Annotated in this window: 18 protein-coding genes and 1 tRNA gene; 11 read left to right on the plus strand and 8 right to left on the minus strand. The window is 34.5% G+C overall.

Going from position 1 to position 16,113, the window contains the following annotated elements:
* Window positions 1-40: 40 nt before the first annotated feature.
* The 3 genes from WC623_RS08655 to WC623_RS08665 form a co-directional block, all read right to left on the minus strand.
* Window positions 41-874: a prephenate dehydratase gene (locus WC623_RS08655; protein ID WP_372849993.1), complete on the minus strand. Its 834-nt coding sequence runs from the start codon at window positions 872-874 to the stop codon at window positions 41-43.
* 310 nt (window positions 875-1,184) lie between these two features.
* Window positions 1,185-2,249 carry a 3-dehydroquinate synthase gene (aroB, locus tag WC623_RS08660; RefSeq protein ID WP_372849995.1) on the minus strand — a complete coding sequence of 355 codons (1,065 nt, stop codon included), beginning with the start codon at window positions 2,247-2,249 and terminating at the stop codon, window positions 1,185-1,187.
* Window positions 2,249-2,455 carry an RNA-binding S4 domain-containing protein gene (locus WC623_RS08665; protein WP_372849997.1) on the minus strand — a complete coding sequence of 69 codons (207 nt, stop codon included), beginning with the start codon at window positions 2,453-2,455 and terminating at the stop codon, window positions 2,249-2,251. The genes aroB and WC623_RS08665 overlap by 1 nt, the downstream gene beginning before the upstream one ends.
* A gap of 96 nt (window positions 2,456-2,551) precedes the next feature.
* On the opposite strand from WC623_RS08665, the gene WC623_RS08670 reads away from it, so the two are divergent.
* The 4 genes from WC623_RS08670 (at window position 2,552) to WC623_RS08685 (ending at window position 5,486) form a co-directional block, all read left to right on the plus strand.
* The gene (locus WC623_RS08670; protein WP_372849999.1) at window positions 2,552-3,733 is read left to right on the plus strand and encodes a proline dehydrogenase family protein; all 1,182 of its coding nucleotides are present in this window, start codon (window positions 2,552-2,554) and stop codon (window positions 3,731-3,733) included.
* Between the two features lie 123 nt (window positions 3,734-3,856).
* Window positions 3,857-3,933: transfer RNA gene (locus tag WC623_RS08675), tRNA-Ile, on the plus strand.
* Window positions 3,934-4,537: 604 nt separating this feature from the next.
* On the plus strand, window positions 4,538-4,990 hold the full coding sequence (locus WC623_RS08680) for an ankyrin repeat domain-containing protein (RefSeq protein WP_372850001.1): 453 nt from the start codon (window positions 4,538-4,540) through the stop codon (window positions 4,988-4,990).
* 13 nt (window positions 4,991-5,003) lie between these two features.
* Window positions 5,004-5,486 carry a DUF2004 domain-containing protein gene (locus WC623_RS08685; RefSeq protein ID WP_372850003.1) on the plus strand — a complete coding sequence of 161 codons (483 nt, stop codon included), beginning with the start codon at window positions 5,004-5,006 and terminating at the stop codon, window positions 5,484-5,486.
* A 119-nt stretch (window positions 5,487-5,605) separates the two neighbouring features.
* On the opposite strand, the gene WC623_RS08690 is transcribed toward WC623_RS08685, so the two are convergent.
* A complete protein-coding gene (locus WC623_RS08690; RefSeq protein WP_372850005.1) occupies window positions 5,606-6,115 on the minus strand; it encodes an SMI1/KNR4 family protein in 510 nt (169 codons plus the stop codon).
* 240 nt (window positions 6,116-6,355) lie between these two features.
* Between WC623_RS08690 and WC623_RS08695 the strand changes: the two genes are divergently transcribed.
* Window positions 6,356-6,709 (plus strand): ferredoxin, encoded by a 354-nt coding sequence (locus WC623_RS08695; RefSeq protein ID WP_372850007.1) that lies wholly within the window; start codon window positions 6,356-6,358, stop codon window positions 6,707-6,709.
* Between the two features lie 522 nt (window positions 6,710-7,231).
* Here the strand turns inward: WC623_RS08695 and WC623_RS08700 are convergent.
* Window positions 7,232-8,197, minus strand: a complete 966-nt coding sequence (locus WC623_RS08700; protein WP_372850009.1) for a Fic family protein — start codon at window positions 8,195-8,197, stop codon at window positions 7,232-7,234.
* A 520-nt stretch (window positions 8,198-8,717) separates the two neighbouring features.
* Between WC623_RS08700 and WC623_RS08705 the strand changes: the two genes are divergently transcribed.
* Window positions 8,718-9,425: an RNA ligase family protein gene (locus tag WC623_RS08705; protein ID WP_372850011.1), complete on the plus strand. Its 708-nt coding sequence runs from the start codon at window positions 8,718-8,720 to the stop codon at window positions 9,423-9,425.
* Window positions 9,343-10,518 (plus strand): AAA family ATPase, encoded by a 1,176-nt coding sequence (locus WC623_RS08710; RefSeq protein WP_372850013.1) that lies wholly within the window; start codon window positions 9,343-9,345, stop codon window positions 10,516-10,518. Before WC623_RS08705 ends, WC623_RS08710 begins: the two co-directional genes overlap by 83 nt.
* Before the next feature lie 114 nt (window positions 10,519-10,632).
* Here WC623_RS08710 and WC623_RS08715 read toward each other — a convergent pair whose 3' ends face one another.
* Entirely contained in the window at window positions 10,633-10,953 is a 321-nt protein-coding gene (locus WC623_RS08715) for a hypothetical protein (RefSeq protein WP_372850015.1), read from the minus strand.
* A 359-nt stretch (window positions 10,954-11,312) separates the two neighbouring features.
* Between WC623_RS08715 and catA the strand changes: the two genes are divergently transcribed.
* The gene (catA, locus tag WC623_RS08720; RefSeq protein WP_372850017.1) at window positions 11,313-11,963 is read left to right on the plus strand and encodes a type A chloramphenicol O-acetyltransferase; all 651 of its coding nucleotides are present in this window, start codon (window positions 11,313-11,315) and stop codon (window positions 11,961-11,963) included.
* Window positions 11,964-11,979: 16 nt separating this feature from the next.
* Entirely contained in the window at window positions 11,980-12,129 is a 150-nt protein-coding gene (locus WC623_RS08725; RefSeq protein ID WP_372850019.1) for a hypothetical protein, read from the plus strand.
* 19 nt (window positions 12,130-12,148) lie between these two features.
* Here the strand turns inward: WC623_RS08725 and WC623_RS08730 are convergent, their stop codons facing one another.
* Window positions 12,149-12,703, minus strand: coding sequence for an AAA family ATPase (locus tag WC623_RS08730; RefSeq protein ID WP_372850021.1), 555 nt, complete (start codon window positions 12,701-12,703; stop codon window positions 12,149-12,151).
* Between the two features lie 244 nt (window positions 12,704-12,947).
* On the opposite strand from WC623_RS08730, the gene WC623_RS08735 reads away from it, so the two are divergent.
* Window positions 12,948-13,571, plus strand: a complete 624-nt coding sequence (locus WC623_RS08735) for a class I SAM-dependent methyltransferase (protein ID WP_372850023.1) — start codon at window positions 12,948-12,950, stop codon at window positions 13,569-13,571.
* Between the two features lie 44 nt (window positions 13,572-13,615).
* Here WC623_RS08735 and WC623_RS08740 read toward each other — a convergent pair whose 3' ends face one another.
* Window positions 13,616-15,487 (minus strand): RagB/SusD family nutrient uptake outer membrane protein, encoded by a 1,872-nt coding sequence (locus tag WC623_RS08740; RefSeq protein WP_372850025.1) that lies wholly within the window; start codon window positions 15,485-15,487, stop codon window positions 13,616-13,618.
* A 128-nt stretch (window positions 15,488-15,615) separates the two neighbouring features.
* Here WC623_RS08740 and WC623_RS08745 point away from each other — a divergent pair, with 128 nt between their 5' ends.
* Window positions 15,616-16,113 (plus strand): hypothetical protein, encoded by a 498-nt coding sequence (locus tag WC623_RS08745; protein WP_372850027.1) that lies wholly within the window; start codon window positions 15,616-15,618, stop codon window positions 16,111-16,113.

Here is a 16,113-nt window from a genome sequence, read left to right on the forward strand (position 1 = left end):
ATTGTTGTTTTTATTTTACGAAGGCTGTGTTTACTGAAGATTATACTTGATCATTCTTCTGATACTCGCCCATAATATTAAAGTTTACGGTGTATTTCAAGGCTTGGCGTACAGCTTTGTCATACTTTTCCATGTTTTTCCATTCAAGGTCAACATAGAAATGATATTCATTGCGTTTTCCTAGAACAGGCATACTCTGAATTTTCGTTAAGTTCACCTGTTGTTCTGCAAAGATGTTTAGTACTTTAGATAAAGCACCAACAGTGTTACCTACCTGAAAACAGATAGAAGCTTTATTTATATTTTTTAATTCTTCTGTTTTATCAGCTTTAAGAATCAGAAAACGGGTAAAGTTTTTCTTGTTTGATTCAATTCTTCTTTCAATGATATTCAATCCATACAATTCAGCAGCAAGTGTATTTGCAATAGCAACAGTATCAGTTAATTGTTCTTCTTTGATTTTTTTAGCGCAAGCTGCAGTATCATTACCTTCAATTACCTGGATATGTGGGTAGTCATAAAAGAAATCAACGCACTGGCGAAGGGCAATAGGATGCGAAGTTGCAAATTTTACATCTTCAAATTTAACTCCTGGCAAAGCCATAAGATGAAGTTGAATAGCTAAGTATACCTCACCAACAACTGCGAAATTGTATTCGCGGATTAAAGAGTAGTTTGGTAAAAGACTACCTGCAATAGAGTTTTCAATAGCCATGATTACAAAGTCTGACTCTTTGTTTTGAAGGCTTTCACAAGTTTGTTTAAAAGAACTACACTCGATGGTCTGAATGTCCTTTCCGAAAAATTTGAAAGCTGCTTCTTCGTGAAAAGATGCTTTGATACCTTGAATTGCTACTCTTATTGGTTGTTCCATTGTGGTTAATTTTACCTTTTATAGTTTGTTTTTTGCATTAAACAAAAAAAGTCCCGGCGGTTGGCCGGGACTTTTCGTATACATTTATCGTGATGATATCAGTGCATATTAGTCCCGGCTCTTACTAAAGTAGTAGAAGTAACCAAACCAATATGTAGTGATGTTATTCATCTTATTTTTATTTCGTTCTTTTCTTGTTCGTTTCGCCAAATATAGCAACAAAATTTAATTTGTCAAATATTAAATATAAAAAATATTTTTTTGTTGCAAATTCAATGTGTTCTGGAGTTCAAAACTTTATAAAGTTCTATTACCCTGCGATGTTATTAAAATGGGCAAAGCTTTCTAAAATGTCGTTTTCTGAAACTCTGCAATTATAATCGCATTTACCAATGCTGCTCAACAGAGAAAACATGATTTGTCCATTTTCATTTTTCTTATCGCTCTGCATGAATTCCATTAATTGAGGAAAGCTTTCTGTTTTTATATGGTATTCTGGATATAATTTAGTGAGATAATCAGTTATATCATTTAAGTCATCGACACTTAATGTATTGTTTTTCTGTGAAAGGAAAGCTTCACAGATCATTCCAACGGCAATAGCCTCACCATGTGTTAAAGGCTTTTTATCATTAATGAGTGAATAAGTTTCAACTGCATGCCCAATAGTATGTCCGAAGTTTAGGATTTTTCTTAAACCTTTCTCATGAGGATCTTCAGTAACTACTTCATTTTTTATCTCTACGGAACGATAGATTGCCTGGGCTTCAATACTCAGGTAATCGCTGTTCTTAAGTTCATTATAATAATTGCGGTCTACAATTAAGCCATGCTTAATCATTTCTGCAAAACCAGATAATAGTTCCCTGTCGGGCAATGATTTTAAAAATGCTGTTTCAATATATACTGATTGAGGAAGAGTGAACGTACCTACCATGTTTTTAACATTGTCAACATCAATTCCGGTTTTTCCCCCAACTGAAGCGTCAACCTGTGAAAGTAGGGTGGTAGGAATATTAATGAAATCTATACCTCTTTTATATGTACTTGCTACAAAGCCACCCATGTCGGTAATTACACCACCACCTAGATTAACCATCAGGCATTTACGGTCGGCACCAAAGTCAAGTAATGTTTTCCAAATGCCTATACAAAAATCAATGTTTTTGTTTTCCTCACCTGGGTCGGTTTCTATCAGATCGAAATTATTGAAATCATCTAACATCTCACGAAATAGGGGGACACATAACTCCGAAGTGTTACTGTCTACAAAAACAAATATTTTACTGTATTTTCCGGATTCAAATACCTCTTTAAGAGGAGTTAGCTGAGTTTCAAAATGTATAGTATGTCCGGCGCTGTCTAGTTTGTTCATTAAATAACTGTTATTTTTTGTCCCATAAAGTCAATTACATCACCCACACGAACTTTGAGTCTTTTACGGTAGTCAACTTTTCCGTTGTATTTTACCAGACCATCTTCAACAACGGTTTGTGCTTCACCACCACTTTGAACTAGTCCTGTTGCTTTTAGTAATTGAATGAGGGGAATAAATTCACCTTCTAATTTAAAATTTATCATCGCAACGCAAACTTACAATTAATTATAAAGTGTTTTACCACCAATAGCAAGGGAATTTATACTTTTGCAGTCAAATTGACTAACTGACATTCGTAAATGGAACTATCCCCCAAGAAAGTATTAAATTTCGATAATACCGAAATTGCTTTCCGTAATAAATCTAATGGAGATTTAAACGCTGCTTATTGGCTATTTAAAGTGATTAGCAGTAACTTTCTAACAAAGGTCGGCCCTCCGGTTACTAATCTTTTTCTGAATATAGGATTACCAATTAAAGGCGTCATTAAAGCTACAATCTTTAAACATTTTTGTGGAGGAGAAACCATCGCAGAATGCGAGCATACTATTGAACAGCTAGCTTTAGGTAATGTGGGTACGATTTTAGATTACTCTGTAGAGGGGGAAGATGAAGAAGCTGTATTTGATTTTACTTGTGCAGAGATCATTAGAACTATTGAGCGTGCAGCAGGTGATAAACGTATTCCTATTACCGTGTTTAAAGTTACAGGTATTGGTCGTTTTGGTTTACTGGAAAAATTAGATGCTAAAAAAGCTTTAACTATCGAGGAGCTTGCTGAATTTGAAAAGGTAAAACAGCGTTGTGAGAAAATTTGCAGGACTGCCTATGAGAAGAATGTGCCTATTATGGTTGACGCTGAGGAAACCTGGATACAGGATACTATTGATGAGCTGGCTATTGATATGATGCGTTTGTTTAATAAGGAACGTATTATTGTTTATAACACTTATCAGATGTATCGTCATGATAAATTGGCTGATATGAAAGCAGACCACTTAATTGCCAAGGCATCTGGTTTCATTTTAGGCGTGAAAATGGTTCGTGGTGCCTATATGGAAAAGGAACGTAAGAGAGCTGAGGAAATGGGTTATCCATCACCAATACAACCGGATAAAAAATCTTCAGATCGTGATTATGATGCTTCTTTAAATTATTGTATGGAGCATATCAGTGATATTGCCTTTGTTTGTGGTACACATAATGAGGAAAGTTGCAGGGTATTGGCCCAGTTGTTAGACGAGTATCACGTACCGCATAATCATCCGCACGCATATTTTGCGCAACTGTTAGGTATGAGTGATAATTTAAGTTTTAATTTATCGGATGCTGGTTATAATGTTACTAAATATGTTCCTTATGGCCCGGTAAAAGCTGTGATGCCTTACTTATTTAGAAGAGCTCAGGAAAATACTTCTATTGCTGGACAAACGAGTCGTGAGCTTGGTTTAATCATAAAAGAGAAGCAACGTAGAAAATAGCCTGAAAATTAAACTCGCAGTATATCAAAGAGAAAGAAAAACCTTTGGAAATATATGCAGAAGAAATTTTGTGATTTCAGGAAAAAGCCTTAATATTGCGCCCTGCTAAGGCAGAAACAATGGGGGCCTATAGCTCAGTTGGTTAGAGTAGAAGACTCATAATCTTTTGGTCGCTGGTTCGAGCCCAGCTGGGCCCACCAAACAAAAAGCCGTTTTTCTGAAGAGAAAAACGGCTTTTTTGTTTATAACAGTCTGGTCGATTATTTTCAATCAAACAACGGCTCCAATAAGTTCTATCAATTCAGCTCTGGAATAAAGAGAAGTGTAGTGCTTCTTGGTCTCAATAAGCATTAATAAATAGAGACTAATTACCACTCGTTAAACCGATAGTAATAAATCTAACCTATCTTTCTTCTTTTGGGTTTGAAGAACAGCTTTTTAATAACCCATCAGATACTGTCGCAAATAACCTCAGTAAAAATATAAGAGAAAAAATCAGGCATATACTACCGACTTAAAAAGTACCTCAATAACAAAGAAATAGATAATACAACGATCACGAATATAATCTTCCCGAGTAGGGATAGGCTTGGTAGAAAACGTTTACGCATAAAACAAATATAAAATTAAATAGTAGATGAATTATCTGCCCCTATTAAAAGTATTTTATCAAGTTTGAATTGAAGGATGGTGTGTTTCTGCTCGTTGATCTTCTTTTTGTTACTGAACAAATGGCGGGCGGTATCACTTGCTAATATGAAACATAACCCATAGGTTAGAGCTAATTAACAGCTTGAGTTAAAAATGAAAAAGACAATTACAATTCTATTAGCAATCTTCTGTATGACTATCTGTGCATATGGACAAGACAACAATGAAAAACTTTACAAGGCAATTATCAAAAGTGACACTTCAACTGTAAGGCAACTTTTAAACGATAAGGCTGACCCAAATTATATCAAGTCAGCAGGACCCTGGATGAAAGTAAATATGTTAATAACAGGGATTAAAGATATTAACATAGTAAAATTGCTAATTGCAAAAAAAGCAGACATCAAATGGAAAGATGGTTTTAATACCACAGCTTTAATGTATGCAGCATCAAATGGAAATAAAGAAATTGTTATGTTACTATTAGAGAATGGGGCAGATATTAATGATAATGATGGAAACGGAAATACGACACTTTCAGCAGCAAAAGAAAGTAAGAATAAAGAATTAATAAAGCTTATTGAAGATAAATTAAATAGCCGTTAAAACCCATAATGAGATGAAATTACATTATTTTGAAGAATTAAAACCTAATGAGCTCGAAGAGTATTATTCGATAGATATTGAGTTTGAAGGTAGCCAAATACAGATAGATCTTAACTTTGATAATACTTCAATAGCTGAAAGTCGGCTGTTAAAAGTTAATGCTATACTTGAAAAATTACCGGAATTTGTTGGTAAACTAAATGGTTTCATTCAAGATGATTTCAAAGCTGGAAACAATGTGCAAGAATTTCTGGATTTTCACCTTGATGAAGTTGATGAAGAATTACTTCCGCTTCTCTCGAAAACAGATCAAAGTCTAAAGAAAGATCAACAGTTACTGTCTATTTTAGACTTGAGAAGAATTGGCTTTTATCCCGATAATGATGAAATTTTTACTGTTTCTGATTTTGGACTAGATGAGGAAATTTCACAGTATGTTTTAGTTGTAAACACAACACAAGATCAGGAGCTTCATTATATAACTATGGAAAGCTAACTTAATTTTACCAAATCGCTGATTAAAGATAAATCAGATAGGAAATGGTTCGAGAAGCACCCAGTCGGGCCCACAAACAAAAAGCCGTTTTTCGATAAGAAGAACGGCTTTTTTCGTTTCTAATTTTCTGTTTCCAGGTCTTCCAATACACTTGTGAAATAATTAATTAAGTTTTCAAATGGGAACTTGCCAGGAATCCAAGAAGCAAACTTCCAATATTTCCATTTGTCCTTAGATGATTTTGGAGGGATGATCAGAAAGTACTGTTCCTCGTTAATACCTCCAATTAAAATAGCTCTTGCTAGTTCTTGGCCAATGTCTTTTAAGCTTTCTTGATTCCATATTTCAACTATATAACTATCAATGTTGACTAAATAATCAATACATTCTATAGTTTCAAATCTGGGCTCTGTATTATTTCTTGTTGCCGCAAATCCATTAGATATTAAAAGAAAGTCTTTATAATCTTGTGGGAGCCTAACGCCGAGATTTTTTTCAGCTGACTCTATATCATCAATTTTTGCAGGATCGTTTCCCATCCAATTAGATTCAATTTGCTTATTTGACAATTCAATATCTCCAGATTTTACAGATAGTTCAGAGATTCTTTTTAGTACGTTTTTGAGCATGGAAGAACTAGCATTGTTTATGAAAGTTTAAGTTAATGAATAATTGGTTAGATACATTATAATCCATTTAATTTGGACAAATCTGCGATTAAACGTAAATCAGATAAGAAATGGTTCGAGAAACGCCCAGTTGGGTCCACAAATCAAAAAGCCGTTTTTCGATAAGAAGAACGGCTTTTTTGTTTGTGGTATTTTAGGTAAGTTTAAGTTTTAATCTAGTTAGGTTATTGAATATTAGACATGAGTATTTTTAAAAATCTATTTAGACGTTCAATAAATGCAAGCCCTAAATACTCAACAGGGCCTAGACCTAGGCATGAACTAAATGTACAAGGCGACTTTTATGTTGAAAAGGATTCTTGTACTTTATGTGGTGCACCTGAAGTAGAGGCAATGGGCTTAATGGCACATTCTGGCGGAGGTTGTTATTTTATTAGACAGCCTGAGACAGAAGAAGAAATTGAACAGGCAATAAATGCAATTGCTGTCTCCTGTGTTTCCGCCGTTAGGTATGGAGGAACAGACCAAAAAATAATTAAAAGACTTTATTCCCTAAATTTAGAATCGGAATGTGATAACAAATTAAAATTATAATTCAAAGTGTATAATACGCCAGCCTATAACAGCAAGTTTAATCTATGCCCGAGCGAAGTGCTTTCACTTCACTTTCTGCAAATTAATTAGGTTTGTACTTGGGCGGAAAGGAATTCTATAATTCGGGCACACGTTAAAGTTGCAAAACATTAATCTCACATCAATAAAAAATTCTCACCATTCCCTCATTTTTTAATAAGAGGCTGGTTTATGAGATAATTGAATTTAATGATTTCATAAGTACGCCTGTAGTGAGTTTTAATTATTGATTGACATAAACTAATTCTACTAATCAAATTCATTTTTTCGTTTTTGACGATGAGTATTTGATAATTTGAATTCTTTTAAATTATTCACTTTTAAGTTCCCTTTCTATAACTATACGTAGGAAGGTCTATGCAGTTTTTTTACTAAATCTGCGATTAAATGCAAATCAGATAGGAAATGGTTCGAGAAGTGCCCAGTTGGGTCCACCAAACAAAAAGCCGTTTTTCGATAAGAAAAACGGCTTTTTGTTTAAGGTTAATTGTAGTTGTAACTGCTAAGTCGTTTTTCTCCAGATTTATTTAAAACTCCTTTTTCAGTTGCAGATTTAAGATCGCGGCTTGCTGTTGCTGAAGAGATACTTTTAAAATGTTGTAGATAATCTTTACGGCTAAAAGGTTTTTGGCCTATGACTTCTTTGAAAATAGAAATCCGGTCTTCTTCCTGTAGAGAAACATTTGGTAAATGATACAAAGAATTTAAGGATTTAAGTATACTCTCGAGCATAAAGACAATAAAAGGAGTACAATGTCCTAAGCTATCTGATTTGTTTAATGCCTCATAATATTTATTTTGTTCCGTTTTGATTATGCTTTCTACTGGGAGATATTCAAAAACAAGATATTGGTTCATTAATAATAAAGTCTGCCATAGTCTGCCCATACGTCCGTTTCCATCATTAAACGGATGGATGAATTCAAATTCATAGTGAAATACACAGCTTTTTATTAATATGGGGTCATCATCGTATTTAACATAGTCCAGAAGATTGTTAACTAAACCTGTAACCATGTTTCCCTGAGGAGCTACATGAGTAATTTTTGAACCTTTAACAATACCTACGTTCCCACTTCTAAATTTACCGGCATTCGGAATTAGTCCTTTCATCAATATTTTATGCGCATCTAATAGATATTTAAGTTTAAGTGGCTTAAAATTATTAAGTATGTCATATGCCTCAATTGCATTTTTAACCTCTATAATATCTTTTTCAGGGGCAAGTATCCTTTTGTTATTCAGTAAGGCAGTGATTTGTTCTTCTGTTAATGTGTTTCCCTCAATTGACAATGATGACTGTATAGTTTTTATACGATTAGATTTTCTAAGTTCAGCAGGAGGCCTATTTAATTGTATTGCATTTAATTCACCAATTTTTTCAGAAATCTTAGCTAATAAGTTGAGTATTTCACTTGTAATGTGGTATGGAGGTTTTATATAACTCATGTTGATAGTATCATATGATACTATCAAAGTTAACTGGATTTTATAATTTATGTATGTTTTTGTTTAAAGAAGCTCATAAATCCCATTAAAGCCTTACGATTAAAGGAAGATTTGGAACGCACTGAGTTCTGAATTGACTTAAACGCATTATTGTAAGCAACATTGAAGTTTGATTAAATTTTCTTACCCAAATCACCAATTAAACGTAAATCAGATAAGAAATGATTCAAGAAGCGCTGAGTTGGGTCCACTGCTTAGAAAGCTGTTTTTCGATAAGAAGAACGGCTTTTTTTGTGCCTGAATTTTAATTGTCAGTTAAAATTTTAGGATCCATGTTTCAATCTTAAAAGTTGTAGAAAAGTCGTTAAAAATGTCTTTTGAGAAGAAAAACTATATATTTGTAAATACATCAACCGTTTAAGTCTTGAATCATGTAATATCATTTCGCATACAATGTTAAATGACCTTTCCCAGCCGGGGAGGGAGTAATTATTATTTTTTAAATTTTACTTATTACAATATGGCTATTTCACAAAAATATGGTCGTACTTTTCATTATCCGTTTTCGCCGGGAACCACTAGCGATGATAGGATTCAGCACGACTATTGGAAATATTTACAACAAATACCGACGCTAATACATACTGAAAAACTAGACGGAGAGAATAATTGTTTGTCAAGATATGGTGTATTTGCACGTTCACATGCCGCTCCAACTACATCGCCCTGGACAGAGAGTATCAGACGTTTTTGGCAACTCGTTAAATATGATCTGGGCAACCTGGAGTTCTTTATGGAAAACCTGTACGCAATCCACTCTATAGAATATCGCAATTTAGACCATCATTTTTATGTGTTCGGAGTTAGGGAGCATGATCGTTGGTTAAGCTGGGAAGAAACTCAGTTTTATGCTAATCTTCTTGATTTGCCCACAGTTCCTGTTATTAAAATGCAAAAAAAACCGGAAAATAAAGAACTGTTTGAAAGGGAAATGTTAACCCTTGTTAATGGTTCAGGTGCGTTTGAACCTTATGATGTTCAACACAAAGCAAAAACGACTATGGAAGGGATCGTTACTAGGAATGCTGACGAATATACCGTAGATGATTTTGCGCAAAATGTATTTAAATATGTGCGTAAAGGACATGTTAAAACAGACGAACATTGGACAAAAAACTGGAAACGCGCGTCATTATTATACGAAGGAGGTAGTTATGTGGACTATTAGTGAAAACAAACAATGGGCAAATCTCGAAAGTCGATTTGATTGGGTGAATCGTATGAAAGAGGTACCACAAGACCCTCGTTATCATGCAGAAGGTGATGTGGCAATACATACGCAAATGGTATTGAAAGCTTTGCAAAATGAAGCAACTTTTCAGAAGCTATCCGCACAAGATCGGGAGATTTTGTGGGCTGCGGCTTTGTTGCACGATGTAGAGAAATATAGCACGACGGTTTATGAAACTGATGGGAGCATTACCTCGAATGGACATGCACGCAAAGGAGCGCAGTTTGCCAGACAGCTGTTGTACTTTAATGAACCTGCACCTTTTGCGATTCGCGAACAAATTGTAGGCTTAGTCAGGTATCATGGCTTGCCTATCTGGTTATTCGAAAAATCTGATCCTTTGAAAGTTTTAGTTAAAGCAAGTATGGAAGTTAATTTGGAATGGCTGTGCTTGCTGGCAAGAGCTGATATGTTAGGGCGTATTTGCAACGATCAGGAAGAGATGTTGTATCGTATCGCTTGTTTTGAAGAGTATTGTAAAGAAAATCAATGTTGGGGTAACGCGCGACGATTTGAGTCAAATCAGGCACAAATGTACTATATGCAAAATGAGGATGCTTATCTGGATTATATTCCGTTTGAAACACCAGAAGCGGAAGTTATTCTGATGTGTGGTTTGCCTGGTGCAGGAAAGGATAGCTATATTAAAGCGCATTACAATGATTGGCCGATTATTTCCTTGGATGGTATTCGTAATGAAAAAGGGATATCTCCAACTGATAAGGTGGGTAATGGACGCGTGATACAGGAGGCAAAAGAGCGAGCAAGGGTTTTCTTGAGAAAGCAACAATCTTTTGTGTGGAATGCGACTAATACAACGAGTCAGATGCGTATGCAGTTGATTGATCTGTTTTTAACTTATAAAGCAAAAGTAAACATCGTGTATATTGAGGTGCCTTATCATAGTTTGCACAATCAGAATAAAAACAGAGATGCCGTAGTGCCAGCAGGAGTGATAGATAAGTTGGTTCGTAAACTAGAAGTACCCGCGTTGTGGGAGGCACATAATGTGGTTTATCGAATTAGATAACATTCGTGTTATAGCACATATTTAACCAGATCATTGACTAAGCATAAATTTCTATAAATTTTTATATTTATTTCATCAGGCTGGTAAATCGTATAAGTTACGAGTGAAAATTGATTATAGAATTAATGTTAACGATTTACTGGTTTCCCAAAGCTTTGTAGTCAGTATTTCGTCAAATGATACTCTTTTGTTTGAATCAGATGTTATCGAAGCTTTTACACGCTGTGTTTCGCCGGTTTCATGATTTATAAACACGCCCATATAGTGTTTTTTGTCAGGAGTATGTTCAACTGTTTTAGACCATGAGCCAACTACGTGCGTGAGCGGTTCCTTGCATTCTATACTATAAGTAACTTTTGTAGTTTTTTGTTCGTCTTTTTTGCAGGAGGAAAGGCCTATAGCAGCAACTGACAAGAGCATTAATAATTTTTTCATAAATCAAATATAAAGAAAAGTATAGAAAGGAGGTTGGTGTTCAGTTGGTATCCTGCTGACTCATTGCCATGGTGTTGGTTTGTATAAGTCAATATGTGCATATTAATGCATTCATTTAGTTTTGAATTTTAAGATACATTTGTTAAAACCAAAAGTAAAAAAATGATATTTGTAGCCAATTTACCGTTCCACCTTTTGGAAGGTGTTGCGAACTCATGAGCCAGTTATCTCTTGAAAATACAAAATCAATCGAGGAAGTCCGTAATGGGATTTTCAAAATACGGTAAGAATTAATGTCAGTTGACGGGGAAACAGAAACCCGACAAAGTCAATAAAAAATTAAACATAGCATCTTAAGAATGAATGCAACATATCAAAGGATTAATATTGAAGAATGGAAACGGAAAGAGCACTTTAATGCTTATCGTAGTGCTGTAAAATGTGGGTTCAGTCTTACTTTTAAGCTCGATATTTCACAGGTAATTCCTTTTATAAAGGAACAGGAGTATAAATTTTATCCCGTGATTATTTATCTGCTTTCAAAAGCAGCAAATAAACATCGCGAATTTAAAATGGCAATGAAAGATGGCGAATTAATTGTGTGGGATCGGGTAGATCCGGTGTACACTGTCCTGCATCCGGAAACTGAAACTTTTTCCGCACTTTCGTCCCCTTACACCGAGGAATTGACGGAGTTTATAAAAGCATACGATCAAACGGTAGCACAGCACCAGAACGATTATCGTTTTTTTCCGGAAAAAGCACCCGAGAATCATTTTAATGTATCTGCAATTCCGTGGATTAATTTTGACAGTTTTAACCTAAATATTGCCGATTTTACCGATTATTTTGCGCCTTCTTTTACGATAGGGAAATACCAAAAAGATGGAAACAATATTTTGATGCCCTTGGCAATTCAGGTTCATCATGCGGTATGTGACGGATTTCATGTAGCTAAATTCATTGAAACTTTACAGGAATGCTGTTTAAATATTGAAAATTTTAAATAATCCTAAAATATATACGGTGCAGATACGTAAATTAAAAGAACAAGATATCTCAGATGTATTAGACGTCATTAATGGTGCTTTTGCAGATTACCTTTATCATGCACGGCATGCGCATAGCAGATGGCAAAATAGTGGAAAAGTATCCATGACACATTTTTTAATATAATTTTTTTGTGATGAAACCATTAAAAAGATATATGATTTAGTCTTTTCAAAATAAAATCTGCTCTTTCCGAAACAGCTAAACATGGTACTTCAATTAAATCATAATTTAAACGTTCATAAGTATCTTTTATCATGTTATAGGTTTCCTTAGCTAACTGAAAATCTTGTTTTCGTTCACTATCCATTATGTATATCTCTTCCCAGGGAGGGAGAATAAAAACTGCTTTATTGTATCTGTACTTATTTGCAATGAGATTTAAATTTTCATCATCATCAAATTTCATTAAACGTTCATAGGCATAGGTGTCTGGAATACCTCGGTCAAAGAAGTAAAGATCTTTGGTGTCTAGGAGTTTGACATAATCCCGAATAGAATGTGAAAGCATTAATTTTGAATATTCTTTTGCATTTTTCCAAGGTAGAGCCTGACCATTATTTTTTAATTGATCTTTGATAATCTCTCTGGCCACTTCAGGAATGCCGTTTATTTGCTTCTGTTGCAATTCATTTATTAAAGTTGTTTTTCCACCTCCTGGGCCACCAGTTATGATGTGAAAATTGGTTTTTATAATCATGTTATATGTTTTTGTTAAATAAGATTTTTTCTATAAAAAATTAGAAGAGGTATATTTCAGTTGGGGACACTGTTTAAAAGATCATTTTTCGACAATCGTGCGGATTAACTATTGTGTATAACCAAAGTCATTTCTATGTAGCTTACAAGGAAAATAAAACTATTCAGATACATTTGTTTACTAGACGTTGGAATGCTCACATGCCAATATGATTCCAGGTCTTAATTTAGTCATTTTGAGTTATATGAAAGAAATCTGGTTGCAAAAATGGGATGAGCGCTATAAACAGGACGAATTTGCCTATGGTATCAATCCAAATAATTATTTAAAATCCCAGTTAGAAAAATTACCTCTGGGAGAAATTCTTTTTGCAGCTGAAGGAGAGGGCCGTAATGCAGTATTTGCCGCCAGTCAGGGTTGGAAGGTTTCTGCTTTTGATATCAGTATTGAGGGAAAAAGAAAAGCAATGTTGCTTGCTGATGCAAATCAGGTAGAAATCGATTACCAAATCGGGTTTTTACCAGAGTTAGGATATGCTGATGAGAGCTTCGATGCAATTGCATTGATTTATGCTCATTTCCCTGCTGATATAAAATCAGCCTATCACCACCTTCTAAGCAGGAATTTGCGAAAGGGTGGCCATGTTATTTTTGAAGCCTTTAGTAAGAATCACCTAAACTATCTCGCAAAAAATAAAGACGTAGGAGGACCGACTGATCCTGCCATGTTGTTTTCAATTGAAGAGATTAAGGACGATTTTGCCGATTTTGAGATTCTAGAGTTAACTGAAGAGGAGGTTCAACTCAATGAGGGACTTTATCATAATGGAATAGGTTCTGTTATTAGGTTACTGGGGCGAAAAAGATAGATTTTATCTCCATAGTAGTTAGGCCTTGGTACTATCCAAGGGAATTAATAGCCTGGATTTTGCATCAGAGTTGCGTTCCGTATCATTTCTATTTGAGGTATTGGCATCAGCTTTTGATAAGATTGAATACCTAAGATTGATTCTGCCAGGCCATTACGCTTTAAGAAAGCAAAAAATACTCCTTCGTTTTTAAGATCATCTGTTATTTCTTCTTGTAATAGAGATAAAATGTTGCTTTCGTTTGAAGGAATATTTCCTTTTCCATTTCTAACGCGAACCAGGTTTAGTAAGTTGATAGCTTCCTCTTTATTATTTAATTTTAGATTACATTCAGATGAAAGAAGAAGGACATCAGTATATCTGATTACACTACGATAATTCCCCTTACCATATAAATTGTAAGTGATAGGTTTTACGTTATAACTTGATCGGTCATAATCAACACCAAAAATACTTTCATTAGCCGTTGTATGAATTTGAGATTTACTTGCTAAAGTATATTTCTTACTATCGATAATTTGATTCAGATACTTTTTAGCAGTAGAATAATCTCCATTATCAGCAGCTATTTTCGCTGCCACAACTTTTGCAAAATCGCCATCCTTTTCATTTCCTAAGTTTAGAATCGCTTCGTCAAGACCCGCAATTAAAGATTCAGATATTTCCTTTATGGTCGTTCTGGCACGGGGACTCAAATCTTGATAGTTTTTACTATTAACGAATGGAACGGCTCCCCATAAATTCATTAAAACCCAGTAGTTATAAGCGAAGTATGGATAGGATTTATACTTAAATGATTTAAAAGATGCAGATTTTTCTGCATGATCAATTACAGTATTTGCCCTGGTTATACTTTTGTATAAAGTAGAAAACAAACTAGATACTTCAGGATTATTAGGGATAACATCATGTCGGTACAAGCTGTTTTGCGGTTGTCCTGAGATGGTTTTGCTATATAATCCTTCAAGTTTGAAATGTTGTTCAGTTGCGTCTATAGTAGCTTGCAACACACCATTATGAGCAGCTGAATATGAGGCCTCGTCTTTAAAAAAATTATCATCAATTATTACATCTCCTCCTCCTCCTTTAATCTCAACAGAAAAGGCTTTATCGATAGCAAAATCGACTAAGGTAATGTTAAGCGCCTTATATCGGTTCTTCAGATTATCAGATATCGTTTTAGAATTTAAACCTTCTAAACTCTGTTTTATAGCTTGCTTTAATGATTCATCTATTGATCCATTGTCATCAAGATCGGTAGATAGGATACTCAAAAGTTCTGTTAATTTTGCATTATCTGATTGAGATATATTCAATAATGCAGCAGAGATACCTAATAAAATATTAGAATTGTCATCGTTTTTGGTCAATGAAAGCAATTCACTACTTGTTGTTGGTGAAGTTTTAACATAAAAAGATGTATAAATTTCAGCTAGTGCTTGTTTCTTTGCTTCACTAAAACTTTTCTTATCTTTTTTCATCAAAGATCTTACTCTTTTCTCTTCAAGATGACTCAGTACATTAACATTTATAGATTTGTTGTTAGTAATATCGGCAATAGCATTTAGTGTGATTTGAGATGTGGAAAGGTTTCCATTTATTTCATTGAAATAATAACCATTTACCGATAGTTGAACATAATTAGATGCTAACTCAATATCAGATAAGGAGAAGTTTCCTTTATCATCCAGTATTTCTGACTTGAAAGACCTCCCGGTTGGATTCAATTCTGAATTTAGTTCATAAACTGTTACAACTGATCCTCGAACAAAAGGCCCTTTTTCAACCGCTCCCTGAATAGTTGTTTTTTGATTTGTACCATTTGTAGGTTCATTCTTTTTGGAGCAGGCTATTAAGAAAGTAATAGCGAATAAAGCAACAAAAGCTTTAATATTCTGGGTGCTTAAGAGGGTCATAATGATGATTTTAACGCAAAATAGTAAAAAATATGTATTTTTTTATTTCCAGGATGAATATTAGCCATAGGAGTAAGCTTTTATTAATAACTTAGGTGCTTGAATACGAAAACAATTTAAAACTACCCATGAAGATTATTGCGGCCGATTTAGCAGATGTTGATCAGATCATGCTCATTATTGAGCAGGCGAAAAGTATTATGCGCAAAAATGGTAATCATACACAATGGATCAATGGATATCCGTCAAAGGAAGTCATACAGACCGATATACACAATCAACATGCTTTTGTATGTTTGGTGGATATGGAAATAGTTGGTTATTTTTGTTTTATGGAGGGGAATGATCCTGATCCAAACTATAAAGTAATTGAAAAAGGGGCTTGGATCAATAATAGTCCATATGGAGTGATACACCGATTGGCCTCATCTGGAAAGGTAAAAGGAGTTGCAAAAAATGCCTTTGATTTTGCATTTAGTCGGATCAAGAATGTTAGGGTCGACACAAATCACGACAATTTACCAATGCAGAATTTTCTTAAGAATAGTGGTTTCGTCTATTGTGGGATTATATATGTAAATGATGGAACTCCAAGAGATGCATTTCAAAAGCTGGTTACTGATTAG

It is taken from the genome of Pedobacter sp. (assembly GCF_041645105.1).
Taxonomy (GTDB): Bacteria; Bacteroidota; Bacteroidia; order Sphingobacteriales; family Sphingobacteriaceae; genus Pedobacter.